Raw genomic sequence first — 15,430 nt, forward strand, 5'->3', positions numbered from 1 at the left:
TCGTTTTCAAGTCCTAGTCCATCACCCATCTCTTCCTTGACAAGCAAGGTAGGACAGGAAATCCTTGTCTGCTCTTGCATCATATTCTTGAAAGGTCTGAGACTGAATCAGCAGTCGCTTTTTGTTCTTGATTTTTTCCAAAATTCCATCAGTTTATATGTATGCTAATGATTGACTAGAAAAACATAACGAAATAGTCACACTTCTATCCGACTTTCAAAAATCTGATAAAGCTGTTCAAGGCGGTAGTCCTCGGTAGACGCCATTTCTTCCTCCGATAGGAGAACATTCTCCAATATTGGAAAAAAACCTTGAGCCAGTTCCCGACTGTTCAACCAATTTGTCATCTGCTGGTTAAAGGCAGGATTATCCGAAAAAATATAGTCAAAGTGAGCATAATTCTTGGTGTAATTGTAGTAAATCTCCTCCAGAGCAAGTAGTGCCTTGATGGGATCAGCTTCCTCCAGCCAAAGACTCCTATCTAGCAGATGGCTGGTTTCAAGGCCAGCCAGATCAAACATAACCAAATAAACCGCCACACCATCAGCTTGACTGGGTCTAAAATTAATCGTATCAAGGATAAACTGACGTGAGAAGCGCCGCATAAAATTTAACTCCTGTGGCTTCCAACTGTCACTTTCAAAGTGACACCGATCCAGATTAAGAGAATCATCGACTCTGATTTCAATGTAGTGAGCAATCATCTCTAAAATCCGAGGCAGAAAATGCCTGATTTGGTAGTCGTCATCACTCTTAGAAACCACCGCATTGAGGTATTCATAGATTAACGCCTCACTCAGTTCCCTGACAGGTGTGGTTTGCAAAGCTCTGAGATTCTCCTCGGAGAGGCAGACAGGGCAGGTACAAAGGGTCAGAGGAAAGTGCAATTCGCACTTAAACAGGGTATAAGCCTCTTCTAAAAGGGCCTGCATAGCAGGGCTGAGGTCGGGCTTCTTCGGTATTTCCGGTCTAGTCTTAGCTTTTTTCTTTCCCATGCTAATCCTCCTCTACGTTCCTCGCAAAAGCTAGGCTAGTCTGACGAAAGACATAATTTTGGTAAAAAGCATGCGCAACCAACCGTTGATCATTATCTCCGTTGTTTAAGGCTATAGCTTTGGCACCGTCTTGACTAGCTATCTTCTTGACCTTGTCCATCAGAGCTGTCGCAATTCCTTGCCGCCTAGCATTTCGACTGACTGCCAGAGCTAAAATCCGATAGTAGAAAGCTGTGGACTCGAAAAAGTAAAGCTTAACATAGCCGATAAAGTCAAGAATCTGAGATTCTTTCTCAGCAACTAAACAACCGTAAGCTGGATTAGCAAGAATATACCTGAGTCTACTTTGCAATTCATCTTTTTCTGCTGAATAGCCCAATGCTTTATACAGGGGCGGCAGAACTTCTGCGTCTTCTTTCTCATATTCTTGAACAGTCAATTGATCTATCATTTTTCTATTTTTCTTTCAAAATATTGCTTATAAATAGTTACTGCTATCTGACGTTTTTTCTTAATAACCAAGTCAGTCGCCTCTTCATCGTCCATAAATCCAATCACTGAAAAAACTAACAAACCTAGTCCAAGATAAGGTAAATCCTTAACAGATAAGGACATCCCTTGAAAAAAGACTAAATAGCAAAGTAGTAAAAAATAAACTACATTAGCTAACAGTACTTGTTTGCCTCGTTCAATCCAAATTTCTTTACGTAATTCTGAAGAAGCAGCCTGCCATTGCTGATAAAAAGTTTCCTTCCCTTCTTGTGGCAGTCTTTCTATAATTCGATCAATCTCAGCAAATTTGGTTGATTGTATCCAACGGGTTGTTAAGTCCATTTTTCTCACTCTTTCAAAGCTTCAAACTTAGCTTTCATGGTAGGGTTTTTACGTGTCAATTTTTTGACAGAGACATCGTCCAGTTTGTTATTTGCTAAGCGCAGCTGGTTTTCAGAGGTCGTCAGGAACTTCTTGATTTCTTCCATCCGGCGGATAGCTTTGTCAATCTCTTCGATTGCCTTGCCAAAGTTGGTCGAAGCAGACTGATAGTTCTTAGCGAAAGCTACTTTAAAGGCATCCAAATCTTCCTCAAAATGCGTAATATCAATATTCTGCTCCCGCACCAAGGCCAGTTCCTGCTTGTACTGGAGCGAGTTGAGAGCAGCATTACGTAGAAGTGTAATCATGGGGAGGAAGAACTGAGGCCGGATAACATACATCTTCTCATAGGCATAGGACACATCGACAATACCCGAATTGTAGAGCTCGCTGTCAGCCTCAAGAAGTGTCACCAGAATGGCATACTCACAGCCTTTCTCCCGCCGATCCTTATCCAACTCTTTGAAGAAATGCTCGTTTTTCTTCTTGGTCGCTGTCTCATCACCTTCATTTTTCATCTCAAACATGATCGAGAGGATTTCTACACCATTTTCATCCACCTCACGGTAAATGTAGTCGCCCTTGCTGCCTGTTCTGGCATCATTGTCTTTGCCAAACTCCGCTCGTGGAAACATGGCCATACGGTTCTTGTTGAACTCGTACTCGCAGTGCTGTTCCAAACTCTCACCAATCATCTTAGTGGACTGCTTGGCTTTAAAATCCTTGTAGAACTCTATTGTCTCATCTTTCTGCCGCAGCTCTACCTCATAGCGCTCTTTGAGCGAGGTCTGAGCCAGCGCTGCTTCCTTTTCTTGCAAGACTAGCTGGTTCTTAACCTCGTCTCGCTCTTTTTCCAGCGCAGACAAGGTCTTTTGCAGTTGATTTTCATGCTCCAAACGCAGAGTTGTCAGTTGACTTTCCAATTGCTGAACTTCCTTATCCTTCTCCTGCAATTGAAGACTAGCTGCCTGCTCCGCCTCTTTCTTTGCCAATTCCTGCTGGGTCTCAAACTGAGCAATCTGACTTTGAAGCTTGCTAATTTCCTGCTCTTTCTGCGATAGCAGGGCTTGTTGGGCATTCTGGTATTTTTGCTCTGCTAAAGCCAGTTCCTGCTCAATCCGAGCATGAATCTCCTTGTCAAACTCTGCTGTCCGAACCTGCGACAAAAGCTCACTGTACTGGCTCTCATTGACAGTAAAAACCTCCCCGCAGTTGGGGCATTTGATTTCATTCATGGGGTACCTCTTTCTCTGTAGTTAAACTCTTTATTCTTTTTCTTTTCCGATCCGACAGTTCATGCAGCCTTCATACATTATTTGGAGCTGACAAGGAAAAATCTTATTTCCTATTGATAATTCTCCCTGCCAAAGACACTTTTTATCACTGTAATATTCGTGAATAATTGTAATAATAAATTGCGGATATTCTTTTAGAAAATGTTCTAATGGATAGTAAACACCAGTGAATGCCCGATTTTCTTGACTGTCCAAAATGTAGATTTGACAATAATCAAGCTCAACATTTTCAAAGCAAATGCCAGCTTCATAATACTTTTCGCCCTCCTGACTATAATCAATCATATAATCAAACTGAACATGCAAATGATTGCTTTCCAGCCAAATCTTCCGAGTGCTCAAATCATGCAAACTAAAGGCCCGGCCAGGAGGCCGCTTCTCTGCTCTTTCCATCTTTCTCCTACTTCTGCTCGTTAATCTTTATGATTATTATACCATCCTTTCTCGAAATTAAAAACAGCAAGCCAAATAGCTTGCTGTATCAGTTTATCACTCACCTATCTCAATCCGCCAGCTGGCGGCTGTTTTTCTTTCTTGGATAAATTTACTGTAAATGCCTTGTTTAGCTAGTAAGTCTTGGTGTTTGCCTTGTTCGACAATGCGGCCTTGATCCAGCACCAAAATCTGATCTGCATGCTCAACTGTCTTGAGTCGGTGGGCAATCATGATGATAGTCTTATCGCGAGTCAGAGCCTGAATAGCCTGCATGAGAGCTTCTTCGTTTTCTGGGTCAACATTGGCTGTTGCTTCATCAAGAATGATAATAGGTGCATCCTTGATAATAGCCCGAGCGATGGAAATACGCTGGCGCTCACCTCCAGAAAGACTGGCACCTCCTTCACCAATCTTGGTGTCATAGCCATCAGGCAGTGAGAGGATAAAGTCATGACAGGCAGCTTTCTTGGCAGCCTCTATTACTTCTTCCTGACTGGCCTCCGGCTTGCCAAAACGAATGTTATTAGCAATAGTATCCTCAAAGAGATAGACGCTTTGGAAGACAAAGCTGAAATTACGAATCAGGCTGTCATAGCTGTAATCTCTAACATCATGTCCGTCCAGACTGATACTTCCTTGGTCCACATCCCAGAAGCGGGCAATGAGGTTGCAAAGCGTTGTTTTACCTGATCCAGAAGGTCCGACCAGAGCAGTTGTTGTTTTTTCGGGAATGGTGAGGGAAACCTGGTCAATGATTTTCTTATTTCCATAAGAGAAGCTAACATCTCTCAGCTCAATCCGACTGCTCTTAGGCTCAATATCCTGACCGCTGATGTCCATCGGCTGGATAGCCAAAACTTGATTGACCATATCAACCGACAAATCAACAATGCGCAGGAGAGAAGAGAAAGAGCCAACGCCGTCTAGATTTTCATAAATCATAAAACCACTGACAATCATCATAATGGTTACCAGAAGCTCCATACTGCCATTGAGGTAAAAGTAGATAGAGAAAAGCCCCATAAAGAGACCGGTCAGCTTGGTCACTATGCCCTGGAGGGCAATGTAAGGTGAAGTCACTAGTGTCATTTTGGTATCTAGCTGACTCTTGCGGTCAATAGCCTTAGACAACTTTTTAGCAGAGCGGTTAACTAGATTGTAGTTTTTAACCTCTGCGATACCTTGGCTATACTCCAAGACAACGGCCACTAGATCCGTATCTGCCTGATACTTGACATCAGAAACTTTGCCAACTTGCCAACGCATGAGGGTATTTGGCAGGAGAAAGAGGACAAGACCAACCAATAGAACCAGACCAACCCGCCAATCATAGAGAAAGACCAAAACGGTGATGAGACCAGTCGTCAGAAAGCCCTGCACAGTCATCATAACCACTCGTGTAGCTACATCAGACAGCCCTTCCAGCGTATTGGTCGTAACACTGGTAATCTTGCCCAAGCTATTTTGATTAAAGTAACCCATGGGCAAATAGCGCATGTGCTCGGCAATTTCAATCCGCTTCTGAGCACAGGTATGATAGCCCGCTTCCGTCTGCAGCATGGTAATTTTCAGGGTAATCCAGACGTTTAGCACAGTGGATACCAGCATGATGCCCAGAGCCAGCCAGAAGGTCTGCATAGAGAGATTCTTCTCAATCAGTCCCATAACGACTAGGCCAATTGCTGGGATACGCAGAGCGATGATAAAGGACTTGATGACGCCCAGATAAATGGATTGATAAAATTTCCTGCGATCCTCTGCCGTACAGAAATCAAAGAATTTCTTCAGTATATTAAGCATGAGTCAGCCCTCCTTCCATCTCACTATTATCCCTGGTAGCAATATGGGCCTGCCACATTGAAGCATAAAGCGGACTGGTTGCCAGCAATTCTTCATGCCGGCCTCTAGCTTCAATCCGACCATCATTGACCAGGACTATCTGGTCTGCGCTCATAATCGTAGACAATCGGTGGGCAATGACAATCAAGGTCCGTCCTTCAATCAAACGAGCTAGACTGGACTGAATCCGTGCTTCATTTTCAGGATCTGTATAAGCAGTCGCTTCATCCAAGATAAGAATTGGCGCATCCTTAAGCATGGCACGGGCGATAGCAATCCGCTGACGCTCCCCACCAGATAGATGACCGCCGCCAGATCCTACCTGAGTTTCAAAGCCGTCTTCCAAGTTCATGATAAAGTCATAACAGCCACAGCGACGGGCAATTTCGATGACCTCTTCGTCAGAAGCCGCTGGATTTCCCATCCGAATATTTTCCATAATAGTCTCATCAAAGAGATAGTTATCCTGGGTCACGTAAGCAATCTGCCGACTGTAATAGTCTAGCGGAAGCTGGCGAATATCCAATCCCCCATAGGTAATCTGACCAGAAGTGACATCCCAGAAAGAAGCTAGAAGCTTGGCAATTGTAGACTTACCTGAGCCTGATGGCCCAACTAAAGCATTGATGCTGCTAGCCTGAATATCTAGCGAAATGTCGTGCAGTACTTCCTCTTCATCTGTATAGCCAAAGCTGACATCCGTCATGACCAGATCCCTTCCTTTTGGAAGTTCTCTCAGTTCCTGAGGCCTTTTCAAATCAGGCTTTTCCAAAATATCAATGACTTGGCCAAAAATAGTCCCGATTTTCCGTAAATCGTCCATGTAACTAGCCACTAAAATCAGAGGAGTCAGAAGACTGAGCGAAAGAATAATCATCAGAATGAAATTACTAGCAGTCAAACTACCTTGCAGATAGAAATAACAGCCAGCCGGCAGCAGAAAGAGCAAACCTGATGGCAGAAAAGCAGTCACAATACCCATCTCTAGATTGAACTTGCGCATCCACTCAATAAAGCAGTCTGCTCCTTCTCTAGCAGCCGTCACAAACTTATCGTATGAAAATTTTTCCTTGCCAAAGACCTTGATGACTTCAATCCCATTGATGTATTCCACCGCTGTATCATTGAGTTTTTTGGTCTTGACCAGAGTATTTTGATAGTCCGCTTCGCTATTGACAGCCATCCGCATATAGGCCAGCGCCACGATGGGAATAGTCAGGAGAGACAGCAAGGTCAGCCGCCAATCGATAATCAGCATGGCAATGAGAACAATAATCGGACCAAAAATCCCAGCAGTAAACTCTGGAATTAGGTGAGCCAAGGTCGTTTCGGTCGCATCTACCCGCTCAACGATAATGTTTTTATAACTGCCTGATGACTGACTGAGCACTGTGCCTAAAGGCAACCTAGCTAGCTTATCTGTCAGGCGGTGCCGCATTTCCGCTAGAATCTTAAAAGTAGCCGTATGCGACAGCATGGTGGAAATACCATGGAATCCCCAGTAGCCAATCCAGGCCATACCTGCCCAAGCTGACTGATGCAGGTAGAAATCCCAGTTTTTATTACCATTCAAGAGCTGATTAATCATTCCACCAATAAAGAAATAAGGCAGAAATCCTGAAATCACAGAGGCAAATGCAAAGATCAGACTGAGCACAAAATATATCTTATGAAGGGAAACAAAGTCCCAAATCCAAGCAAGGACAGATTTTTTCTTCATAGAATTTCCTTCTTTCTATCAAAAACCTAGCAAACCTCCCCAGTCAAACAAGTCCATGATGGAATGGCAAAATTTCAGCGCCTGCTCTTGGGGCCAGTCTTTAGCCAAGGGCTCAAATACAGCTGTGTAATAAGCTGTCATGCACGATCGCAGAAACTCGTGTTTGACCAAATGATTGATCTTACCCTCTTTGTAAGCCAGCTCCAAATAGCGATAAGTCTCGTCTGCAGCCAAATGAGGCAGACGCATCCTGAAGTCCGCTTGAGAAGATCCCTGAGATTTAAAGAGCAAGAGCTGCATAATATCCTTATGCTCATAGAGAATCCGCATCAGGGACTGGAGATCTTCCAAGCGATGGGCCCACATGTCAGACAGGTGTCCCTCTTCTAAGAAAGCATAGTCACGTCGCTTCTGCTCTTGTCCATACTGGTCTAAGGCTGTTAGAGTGGGCTCAAGCAGAGCAGTAAAGAGACTGTCCTTACTCTCATAGCGCTTATAAAGTGCCCCAGTCGTCAAGCCAGCAGCGCGACAAATTCTCCGAAGTGAAGCATCCTGATACCCATAAACTAAGAACTCACTCCTCGCGCTTTCCAAGATTTTTTCGTTTAACTCATCTGTTTCTTTTTTCATGATTTTAATTCGATAACACTGTTATCGCCTTTCTTCTTTTATTATAAATTCTGACAATTTAACTGTCAAGGAAAAACAAAAGAGACCGCGAAATATTTTCATCGGTCTAGTTCTATTCCTTTTCCTCTTGTAAACATAACAAAAGGAGCTTGCGAACAAGCTCCTCTAGAATTTTATTTTTTATTAGGTGCATAAATCATGCCAGTACAGTCGAAATCTTCCTGTCGGCGAAAGCCGAGCTCTCGATAAAAAGCTAGATTTTTATCTGACTGCTCCGTTGCCAACTGGATTTGGTAAACATTCTTAAATCTTTCCAACGTCTGCTGAAGAAGGCTTCGGCCAATTCCCTTACGCTGGTACTGCGGATACACCAACAAATCCTGAATAAAGACAATGGTAAGCCCATCTCCGACCGCTCGAATCAAAGCAACCAACTTGTCTTCATCATAGGCCGCCATCACAAACAAAGACTGATGGAAGGCTTGCTCTAACCGACGAGGATAATTGATGTAATTGCTCCAACCAACCGAAGCATAGAGATCTAGTACAGCAGCAAAATCTAGCTGCGGATTTGTTTTATAATGAATCGTAGTCCTCTCCTTTTTTTGTTTGATTGCATAAACCATTCTAAAGCTTTATCGAACTTGAGTCAGCACTCCGTCTTGCATCTCATAAACCTTGTCAACCTCGTCCAGCAGGCGGGTATCATGGGTAATCATGACTACACTCTTATGGAATTTCTGGGTCACCTCTTTGAGCAAATGGACCACGCGCTTGGCCCGCTCTGTATCCAGACTAGCTGTCGGCTCATCAGCCAAGATAATATCAGGGCTATTGTAAAGTGCTCGGGCGATAGCAGCTCGCTGCCGTTCTCCGCCGGACAACTCTTTCGGATACTGCTTGAGTGTTCCTTTAAGATCCAACAGCTCAATCAGACTGTCTAGATCTGTTCTCTCCTTTTTAGATAAGCGGTCAATCAGCTGAAACTGGTCTTCAATTTTCAAAAAAGGTATGAGATTGGAAGCCTGCAAAATAAAGCCGAAATCATTGAAGCGTAGAGCAGCTCGTTCCTTTTCCTTGAGCTGGGAAGTATCTTTCCCATGCAGAAGAATCTGTCCTTTTGAGGGAGTTTGCAAATGGCCCAGCAAGGTCAGAAAGGTTGTTTTACCTGAGCCTGATGGCCCAATAATAGCTACAAACTGCCCCGCTTCCAATCGGAAATCAGTTGGTTTCAGGGCTTGGACCAGCGTATGCCCCTGACCATATTCTTTTGTAACCCCTTTTAGTTCTATGATTGACATTTACTCACCTCCAATCGCTGTGATAGGGTCAATTTTCAGAACCCGATGAATGGACAAGAGTCCGCCAGCCAGTGACATGAACACAATCAGGACAATCAATCCAGCATAAGCTCTCCAGTCACTGTAAAAAGGCATAGAAGCCGGCAAGACTAGCTGGGTTCCCAAGAGAGCCAAAACAGCTAAGCTGATTCCCAGAGTGGACAGGATGAAAATCTGCCAAAAAATAGAAGCAATAATCTTCCCACTGGCAATTCCTTGGGCGCGCATAATACCGTAAAGATGCGTCTTTTGGATGGTAATAATATACATGAAAATTCCCAATACCAAAAATGTAATCAGAACCATTGCCCCAATCATAAAGGAAAAAGTCAGTACCTGAGGCTGATAACCAGGGATATTTTCTATAAAATCACTCATAGAGAGCTGACTAAGTCCTGCTTCTTCAATCTTCTGACCATCCTTGACCACAAGTGCGCTGATATTCTTAACCTGACTAGAGCCGTACTTTAATTCCCTGAAATCATCTAGATCCATAAAAATTACAGGTTGCGTAAAGAAGCTATTATCCTCTGTGAAACCAACAACCTGATAGAGGCGCTCACTGCCATTGAGCTGAAGCTGGTCCCCTAGTTTGACACCTTTTTGCTGCAGACGCTTATCCGCAATAACTTCATAAGCATTCTCAGCAGGACGTCCCTCAATAATGTCAGGCGCCAGAAAACTATCCCAAGAGAGACCAAAAACCTGAGCATTGAGTTTATCAGTCCCATCTTCATAATTGGCCACTGCTGACGTCTGTCCCAAAGCCGCAATTGAGTCCCCTTGAAGCAGGCGGCTGTATTCCTCTTCCTTGAGAGTCGAAGCTATTAGATTCTTATTGGCGTACTCTGACAAAACGATCGATTCAGCCTGCCATTGGTCCAAAGCCAGGCGATTGAGCCTAGCCAAACCGACGGAAAGACTAGATAAAAAGAAAACCATATAGGTAATGAGAAAGACCACAGCAACCACTAAACGATAGCGTCCGCGGCTGTAGACAATCTCTTTAAAAGCTAAAAACAAAGCTGTCCTCCTTCGAGATATTCGAGACTATTATACCATAAAGAAGCAAGCTGGAAAAACTATCCTGTCAATCCCCCTCCATATGCTCTCTAACAAAGCCCGCCAGACCGACAGAGGTCACCCTAGCATGAAAATCACTCATTTGCTGAGCCTTGTAGAGAGGATGAGCCAGCCAGTAAGTCAGGGTTCCCATAAAGGACGCGGCTTGATGATTCAGGAGCAAGTCCACCTCAACCTCCTCTAAATGTGGATCAGCCAAGGAAATACTCTGCGAGAAAATCTCCCTCAAAGCTTCCTGCAATCGCCTCGAACTAGTTGGACTGCCATTTGGACCTAAAAGAATGGCCAAGTCTTCCAAGTAAGGCTCAAAAAAATGAAAAAGATTTTGTTTCTCATGGATATAGTCTTCCACTTTAAAATCCTTTTCTAACTTGAACAAGCAGGCAGACTCTAGAGCCTCTTGATAATAGGCCTGCAAATCATCTAGCAAGCGGTCTTCTATCTTCTCCAGCAGATCATATTTATCCAAATAATACCGATAAAAAGTACTGCGATTCACCTCCGCCAAGTCAATCAATTGGCGAATGCTGATTGTCTCAAAAGTCTGCTCTTTCATCAACTGCAGCAAGCTAGTCTCTATCTGCTTTTCTGTCTTTCTTCTTTTTTTCTCATACATGCCATTCACCTCAAAATGCAACAGTCTCTCTAAAATTGATGCTTGTCTACCATCCAGCTCCCACTATATAATAAATATAAGCAGAAGACAAGAACAAGAGGATTAAAAATGAAGATTATTATCAATCAAAAGGAAGTCAGTCAAGAAAGAATTGAGCACTGGCGGAAGAAGAGAATCCATAAAGCAGCTAAGATACTTAATCTACAGCTACCTAATACTGACAACACGGAGATTTTAGACCAAGCCCTACTGGAAGCAAAAATGAAGCTGACATACGAAGAGCTAATCCAGCAAATCGGAACCAAACTCAAATGGAGCCAATGTTTGATGAAATGGGCGGCCAAATGGTCCAAGAAACCACGAAAAAGAGCTATCATCACGATTTTTGCAAGTGGACTGACTGCTGCTTCTTTCAGTAAAAGGCTAGAAAAATTGATGTTAGAAAAGACAAATGTTCATAAAAGAGTCAATCTTGGTGCCTGTCCAGACCATTATGCCATGCAGCCACACGGCGACAAACTAGAAGTCATTGAGACCGCAGGAAACAGCCCGCTGCCGACACAGTTTTTTCTTAACCTTGGTGGTGAAGCTGAGATAGAGGAGCCTCGTGATGCGTCTTATCCCTTCCAAACTGTCGGTGCCGCCAGTCTAGCGAATGGTTGCAATATCGGTGGTATTCGCCATCAGTTTCGCGACACAGAAAAAGGCCTAGAAGCCCGATTCTGTGTTGAATTCCCCAGCCTTTGTCCAGACAGCCTTATCAAAGAACACCAGCTCCACTTGGCCGCCGAATGGTCAAAGTGGATAGCTTGGTGCAAAGAGCATAAAGAATGAATTTCCTTCCATACAAAAACAGCCTACTGCCATCTTAAAGAGACTGCAGCAAGGCTGTTTTCTTCTACACCTAATCAAAGACAATCATGGACTTAATGGTCTTGCGTTCATCCATATCCTTATAAGCTTGATCGATATCTTCCAGTTTGTAACTTGAAGTAAAGACCTTTCCCGGATTAATATCACCGTCAAGAACTGCCTTGAGCAAGATTTGCTTGTCGTAAGTTGTGACTGAGGCTGCTCCTCCTGCCACTGTAATATTTTGAGCAAAGGTAGAACCAAGTGCTCGGTTATTATAGTGTGGCACACCGACAAAGCCTAAGCGACCACCGTTGTGAAGAACTCCCAGAGCTTGATCAACAGCTGCTTCTGTTCCAACACATTCCAGAGCTGCATCTGCACCACCACCAAGGATTTCACGGACCTTGGCAATTCCGTCTTCGCCACGTTCTGCAACAACAGCTGTCGCACCGGATTCCAAGGCCATCTTTTGTCGATCTTCGTGACGGCTCATAAGAACGATTTGGGAAGCACCACGCATTTTAGCAGCGATAACAGCGCATTGTCCCACAGCCCCATCACCAATCACGACCACCTTATCACCAGGCTTAACATCTGCCACTCGCGCAGCATGGTAACCCGTCGGCATGACATCAGCCAATGTCAAGAGTGATTTGAGCATGCCTTCTGTATAATCAGAGGGCTGGCCCGGAATTTTGATAAGAGCCCAGTTAGCAAATTCGAAGCGCATATATTCTGCTTGCACCCCGTCTGACCAGTTATTCCCAATATGAGAATCACAGGTACCGTCAAATCCTGCACGGCAGGCATCACATTGCCCGCATCCATGAGTAAATGGAGCAATAACAAAATCGCCAGGTTTAACAGTCGTTACTGCATCGCCAATTTCTTCGACAATTCCAATAGCTTCATGCCCGCTATTTTGATGGCCTGCTTCAATATCTGGACTGCGGTAGCGCCATAGGTCAGAGCCACAGACACAGGTCCGAACAATCCGAATAATGGCATCATCTGCCTCAATAATTTGCGGACTATCAATGTCAGCGAGCCCAACTTGACCCGCTTTTGTATAAACTGCCAATTTCATCGTTTCTTCTCCTTTGATATCTTTATTGCAACTATTATACAACTTAAAGCACCCTTCAAGTCAAATATTTGACATCATTTAAGATAAAATTTTTATAAAAAAAGGAAACTCCATTCTCAGAGTTTCCTAGTTTGATTTCCTCACTGCTCATCCTGTTGTCCTGAGCAGAATGAAAAGCGCTTTACTGCTTGGTAAAGGTCAGAGTGTCTGGATCATCATCCAATTCGTCCACAATCAGCTGATTGCCATTTTGGCGGTAACTTTTGACATCATCGCCGACTATCAGTCTTTGATTAGCGCTATCTACTTGTACCTGCTTGATTTCCTTACTGCCATCGACCTCGGTCTCAGTCCAAGTACCAGTCGTACCATTGATTTCCAGGACATGCTGGTCACCATCATGGTCGGTTGCTTGGTAGCGCCCGTCTAGATTAGTAGCCTGCCCTGCATTTGATGATGAAGAAGGCTGATTAGAGGAAGATGCAGCTGATGACTGCGAAGTCTGATTTTGCGCAGATTGTGATGTTTGGCCTTGTGTATTCTGTGATGAACTAGTATTCCCTCCTTGGTTAGTATTGCCTGAGCAAGCAGTCAATAGGACCGCTGCTGTCAGAGATAGAATTCCGATAAAGGCTTTTTTTGTAATAGTCATATCCTTTTCTCCTTTTTCTACATTTGTAGTTTATACTTATATTCTACACTTGTCTGTTTCATTTGTCAAGAAAAAATAGTTTTTATTATAAGGAAATACACCTTGACGAAATCAATCACTCTGACTGACCTTTGATAGTCAGGCGCTACTTGTTCTGTTAGTCTTTCCGAGCTCGCTTGACAAAATAGTTCCCTGTCGTATAATGATTCTATAAAAGATGAATGGAGAAAATTATGCCAATCAGAAAAGCCCAAGTCAGCGATATTCCTGCACTACAAGAACTCCTCCAGCAAGTCCTGCTGGTTCATCATCAAGCTCGGCCAGATATTTTTAAAGATCAGGGAAGCAAATTTAACAATGAAGAACTTGAGAAGATTCTATGCCAGGATTCCACCCCTATTTTCGTCTTTGAAAGTGAATCCAGAGAAATCCTCGGTCACCTCTTCTGCTCCATCAAGGAACCGAACAGTCCTGTACTCAATCCCATCAAGACACTTTTTATTGAGGATTTATGTGTAGATGAGAAAGCCAGAGGGCAAAAGGTTGGCGAGCAGCTTTACCGCTTTGCGGAAGACTATGCTCGGAAAATCGGCTGCTATAATCTGACTCTCAATGTTTGGAACGACAATGTCGGAGCTCTGCGTTTCTATGAGCGATTAGGGCTTCAGGCTCAGGAAACTGTAATGGAGAAGATACTTTGATTTGAAGGAAAAATTTCAGGAAGCGCGAGCAATAGTTTTCGGCTATACCCTACCAGTATAATTAACTATTTTATTTGCCGAGGAATTTTCGATACAATGGACCATAATCCCTAATGAAAGTGAGAAATCTTATGACAAAATCAAAATTTCAACTGGTTGGATCCCTTCTGCGCCCAGAAAATCTCCGCCAGTATAAGACAGAAATTGAGCACCGCGATGATATTCAGTACCCCTTCTACGACAGCTTCCCAGGCTACCATGAGACGGAGACAGCTGACATCAAGGAGATTATTGCTGAGCAAAAGGCTAAGGGAATTGACATCCTGACGGATGGAGAATACTCCAAGTCTATGTGGCATCTGGACTTTGTCTGGGGACTTAAGGGAATTGAGCGCTACATTGCTGACCACGGCTATACCTTCAAGGACCACGACGGTGGGCAATACGAGACCCGCAAGGACATTGGTATCCGCATCACAGCACCACTCTCTGGTAAAAACCATCACTTTATCGAGATTTATAAGCTAGTCAAGGAAGAGGCTGCTGGTGAAGATACTAAGCTGACTGTCTGGGGGCCTGCCCATGCTTATACTGAGTTAGCTGTCTTTGACCGCTTAGCGGGACCAGGACAAGTTTATGAGACCAATGAAGATTTGAAAAAAGGCTTGATTCAAGCCTATAAGGAATTTTTGGACGACTATAAGGCAGCTGGCGGACAGATTATCCAGTTTGACGACTGCCTCTGGGAACTCTTTGACGAGTCCAATCCTGCTAGCTTCTTTGCGGAGGGGAATGCTAGTCTGGCTGACCTAGCAGACGAGTTTGTCGCTATTAATAACGAAGTCGTAGACTACGCCCATGAGCTTGGACTGACTGTCTGGACCCACAACTGCCGTGGTAACTACGAAAGCCGCTCTGCTGCTGAGGGTACCTACGAAGCTATCGCGGAAAAATTCCTGCGCGACCAACACTATGATCGCTACTTCCTAGAGTGGGACAGTGACGTGGCTGGAGATGTCTCAGCCCTAGCAGCTTTGAAGGACAAAGATGCAGAAGTTGTTTTAGGACTGCTCTCCAGTAAGACGACAGGCTTGGATGACGAAAAACGCGTCCTAGACCTCCTCGAGAAAGCAGCAACTGTTCTACCAAAAGAGCGACTCCTGCTCTCCCACCAATGTGGCTTCGCCTCTTGTGACTCTGGAAACGAACTCACCATTGAGCAACAATGGGCCAAAATAAAACAAGGCCAAGAAATCGCCCAAAAATTCTGGGGAAAATAAGCAAAAAAAGCGGTGTGACCGCTTTTTTC

At 44.0% G+C, this 15,430-nt stretch carries 17 protein-coding genes; 3 read left to right on the plus strand and 14 right to left on the minus strand.

The window, feature by feature from the left end; all coding sequences use genetic code 11:
• Nucleotides 1-197: 197 nt before the first annotated feature.
• From DQM55_RS07085 to DQM55_RS07140, 12 genes are all read right to left on the minus strand, one after another.
• Complete coding sequence (locus DQM55_RS07085) at nt 198-995, minus strand: hypothetical protein (RefSeq protein WP_002909976.1); 798 nt, start codon at nt 993-995, stop codon at nt 198-200.
• Between the two features lies 1 nt (nt 996).
• Complete coding sequence (locus tag DQM55_RS07090) at nt 997-1,446, minus strand: GNAT family N-acetyltransferase (protein ID WP_002909977.1); 450 nt, start codon at nt 1,444-1,446, stop codon at nt 997-999.
• On the minus strand, nt 1,443-1,829 hold the full coding sequence (locus tag DQM55_RS07095; RefSeq protein WP_002909978.1) for a hypothetical protein: 387 nt from the start codon (nt 1,827-1,829) through the stop codon (nt 1,443-1,445). The genes DQM55_RS07090 and DQM55_RS07095 overlap by 4 nt, the downstream gene beginning before the upstream one ends.
• A gap of 5 nt (nt 1,830-1,834) precedes the next feature.
• Nucleotides 1,835-3,103 (minus strand): DUF2130 domain-containing protein, encoded by a 1,269-nt coding sequence (locus tag DQM55_RS07100; protein ID WP_111675955.1) that lies wholly within the window; start codon nt 3,101-3,103, stop codon nt 1,835-1,837.
• A gap of 30 nt (nt 3,104-3,133) precedes the next feature.
• Complete coding sequence (locus tag DQM55_RS07105) at nt 3,134-3,556, minus strand: hypothetical protein (protein ID WP_111675956.1); 423 nt, start codon at nt 3,554-3,556, stop codon at nt 3,134-3,136.
• A 96-nt stretch (nt 3,557-3,652) separates the two neighbouring features.
• A complete protein-coding gene (locus DQM55_RS07110) occupies nt 3,653-5,398 on the minus strand; it encodes an ABC transporter ATP-binding protein (protein ID WP_111675957.1) in 1,746 nt (581 codons plus the stop codon).
• Entirely contained in the window at nt 5,391-7,157 is a 1,767-nt protein-coding gene (locus tag DQM55_RS07115) for an ABC transporter ATP-binding protein (protein WP_111675958.1), read from the minus strand. Before DQM55_RS07115 ends, DQM55_RS07110 begins: the two co-directional genes overlap by 8 nt.
• 18 nt (nt 7,158-7,175) lie before the next feature.
• A complete protein-coding gene (locus DQM55_RS07120; protein ID WP_111675959.1) occupies nt 7,176-7,787 on the minus strand; it encodes a TetR/AcrR family transcriptional regulator in 612 nt (203 codons plus the stop codon).
• A 173-nt stretch (nt 7,788-7,960) separates the two neighbouring features.
• Nucleotides 7,961-8,413, minus strand: coding sequence for a GNAT family N-acetyltransferase (locus DQM55_RS07125; RefSeq protein WP_111675960.1), 453 nt, complete (start codon nt 8,411-8,413; stop codon nt 7,961-7,963).
• A gap of 9 nt (nt 8,414-8,422) precedes the next feature.
• The gene (locus DQM55_RS07130) at nt 8,423-9,088 is read right to left on the minus strand and encodes an ABC transporter ATP-binding protein (protein ID WP_002904288.1); all 666 of its coding nucleotides are present in this window, start codon (nt 9,086-9,088) and stop codon (nt 8,423-8,425) included.
• Nucleotides 9,089-10,150, minus strand: a complete 1,062-nt coding sequence (locus DQM55_RS07135) for an ABC transporter permease (RefSeq protein ID WP_002925166.1) — start codon at nt 10,148-10,150, stop codon at nt 9,089-9,091.
• Between the two features lie 67 nt (nt 10,151-10,217).
• Nucleotides 10,218-10,826 carry a TetR/AcrR family transcriptional regulator gene (locus tag DQM55_RS07140; protein WP_111675961.1) on the minus strand — a complete coding sequence of 203 codons (609 nt, stop codon included), beginning with the start codon at nt 10,824-10,826 and terminating at the stop codon, nt 10,218-10,220.
• A gap of 108 nt (nt 10,827-10,934) precedes the next feature.
• Between DQM55_RS07140 and DQM55_RS07145 the strand changes: the two genes are divergently transcribed.
• On the plus strand, nt 10,935-11,660 hold the full coding sequence (locus tag DQM55_RS07145) for a hypothetical protein (RefSeq protein WP_111675962.1): 726 nt from the start codon (nt 10,935-10,937) through the stop codon (nt 11,658-11,660).
• A gap of 70 nt (nt 11,661-11,730) precedes the next feature.
• Here the strand turns inward: DQM55_RS07145 and DQM55_RS07150 are convergent, their stop codons facing one another.
• On the minus strand, nt 11,731-12,768 hold the full coding sequence (locus DQM55_RS07150; protein WP_111675963.1) for a zinc-binding dehydrogenase: 1,038 nt from the start codon (nt 12,766-12,768) through the stop codon (nt 11,731-11,733).
• A 181-nt stretch (nt 12,769-12,949) separates the two neighbouring features.
• The gene (locus DQM55_RS07160) at nt 12,950-13,420 is read right to left on the minus strand and encodes an SP_0198 family lipoprotein (RefSeq protein WP_111675965.1); all 471 of its coding nucleotides are present in this window, start codon (nt 13,418-13,420) and stop codon (nt 12,950-12,952) included.
• A gap of 233 nt (nt 13,421-13,653) precedes the next feature.
• Between DQM55_RS07160 and DQM55_RS07165 the strand changes: the two genes are divergently transcribed.
• Nucleotides 13,654-14,121, plus strand: coding sequence for a GNAT family N-acetyltransferase (locus DQM55_RS07165; RefSeq protein WP_111675966.1), 468 nt, complete (start codon nt 13,654-13,656; stop codon nt 14,119-14,121).
• A gap of 131 nt (nt 14,122-14,252) precedes the next feature.
• Nucleotides 14,253-15,401: a cobalamin-independent methionine synthase II family protein gene (locus tag DQM55_RS07170; protein WP_172454740.1), complete on the plus strand. Its 1,149-nt coding sequence runs from the start codon at nt 14,253-14,255 to the stop codon at nt 15,399-15,401.
• Nucleotides 15,402-15,430: the final 29 nt, after the last annotated feature.

Origin of the sequence: Streptococcus sanguinis, from assembly GCF_900475275.1 — a bacterium.
GTDB classification, from domain to species: domain Bacteria; phylum Bacillota; class Bacilli; order Lactobacillales; family Streptococcaceae; genus Streptococcus; species Streptococcus sanguinis_N.

Excerpts from the sequence above, each read along its gene's own strand:
- DQM55_RS07085 (WP_002909976.1), bottom strand. The coding sequence starts at position 995 with ATGGGAAAGAAAAAAGCTAAGACTAGACCGGAAATACCGAAGAAGCCC.
- DQM55_RS07090 (WP_002909977.1), bottom strand. The coding sequence starts at position 1,446 with ATGATAGATCAATTGACTGTTCAAGAATATGAGAAAGAAGACGCAGAA.
- DQM55_RS07095 (WP_002909978.1), bottom strand. The coding sequence starts at position 1,829 with ATGGACTTAACAACCCGTTGGATACAATCAACCAAATTTGCTGAGATT.
- DQM55_RS07100 (WP_111675955.1), bottom strand. The coding sequence starts at position 3,103 with ATGAATGAAATCAAATGCCCCAACTGCGGGGAGGTTTTTACTGTCAAT.
- DQM55_RS07105 (WP_111675956.1), bottom strand. The coding sequence starts at position 3,556 with ATGGAAAGAGCAGAGAAGCGGCCTCCTGGCCGGGCCTTTAGTTTGCAT.
- DQM55_RS07110 (WP_111675957.1), bottom strand. The coding sequence starts at position 5,398 with ATGCTTAATATACTGAAGAAATTCTTTGATTTCTGTACGGCAGAGGAT.
- DQM55_RS07115 (WP_111675958.1), bottom strand. The coding sequence starts at position 7,157 with ATGAAGAAAAAATCTGTCCTTGCTTGGATTTGGGACTTTGTTTCCCTT.
- DQM55_RS07120 (WP_111675959.1), bottom strand. The coding sequence starts at position 7,787 with ATGAAAAAAGAAACAGATGAGTTAAACGAAAAAATCTTGGAAAGCGCG.
- DQM55_RS07125 (WP_111675960.1), bottom strand. The coding sequence starts at position 8,413 with ATGGTTTATGCAATCAAACAAAAAAAGGAGAGGACTACGATTCATTAT.
- DQM55_RS07130 (WP_002904288.1), bottom strand. The coding sequence starts at position 9,088 with ATGTCAATCATAGAACTAAAAGGGGTTACAAAAGAATATGGTCAGGGG.
- DQM55_RS07140 (WP_111675961.1), bottom strand. The coding sequence starts at position 10,826 with ATGTATGAGAAAAAAAGAAGAAAGACAGAAAAGCAGATAGAGACTAGC.
- DQM55_RS07145 (WP_111675962.1), top strand. The coding sequence starts at position 10,935 with ATGAAGATTATTATCAATCAAAAGGAAGTCAGTCAAGAAAGAATTGAG.
- DQM55_RS07150 (WP_111675963.1), bottom strand. The coding sequence starts at position 12,768 with ATGAAATTGGCAGTTTATACAAAAGCGGGTCAAGTTGGGCTCGCTGAC.
- DQM55_RS07160 (WP_111675965.1), bottom strand. The coding sequence starts at position 13,420 with ATGACTATTACAAAAAAAGCCTTTATCGGAATTCTATCTCTGACAGCA.
- DQM55_RS07165 (WP_111675966.1), top strand. The coding sequence starts at position 13,654 with ATGCCAATCAGAAAAGCCCAAGTCAGCGATATTCCTGCACTACAAGAA.
- DQM55_RS07170 (WP_172454740.1), top strand. The coding sequence starts at position 14,253 with ATGACAAAATCAAAATTTCAACTGGTTGGATCCCTTCTGCGCCCAGAA.